This is a genomic window from Enterovibrio gelatinilyticus, assembly GCF_028683095.1.
In the GTDB taxonomy this organism is placed as follows: domain Bacteria; phylum Pseudomonadota; class Gammaproteobacteria; order Enterobacterales; family Vibrionaceae; genus Enterovibrio; species Enterovibrio gelatinilyticus.
The window spans coordinates 1-360 of record NZ_JAJUBC010000140.1; the positions used below are offsets into that span (position 1 = coordinate 1).

Annotated in this window: 1 protein-coding gene; it reads right to left on the reverse strand. The window is 53.6% G+C overall.

What is annotated here, in order from left to right; all coding sequences use genetic code 11:
• A partial coding sequence (locus LRP50_RS25570; RefSeq protein WP_274167196.1) for a calcium-binding protein occupies positions 1-360 on the reverse strand: 360 nt, incomplete at both ends.

Here is a 360-nt window from a genome sequence, read left to right on the forward strand (position 1 = left end):
TTGACCGTAGAGTTTGTCGTCATGATTACCGCCGTCAAGGTGGTCGTTACCGTGACCGCCTACGAGGACATCATTACCGTCCTGACCGTAGAGTTTGTCGTTATCGTTGCCACCATGGAGGTAATCATTACCCGCACCACCCAGTAAGGTGTCGTGGCCATTATCACCATAAATGGTGTCATTATCTTGTTGGCCATCAAGGTGGTCATTGCCGTCGCCACCACGCAAGGTATCGTTACCTGTCCAGCCGTAGAGGGCGTCATTCCCCGCTAGGCCATGCATGTCGTCGTGACCCCATTGACCGTGAAGTTGGTCATTGCCGTTACCGCCGTTGAGGTGATCATTGCCATGACCGCCAAG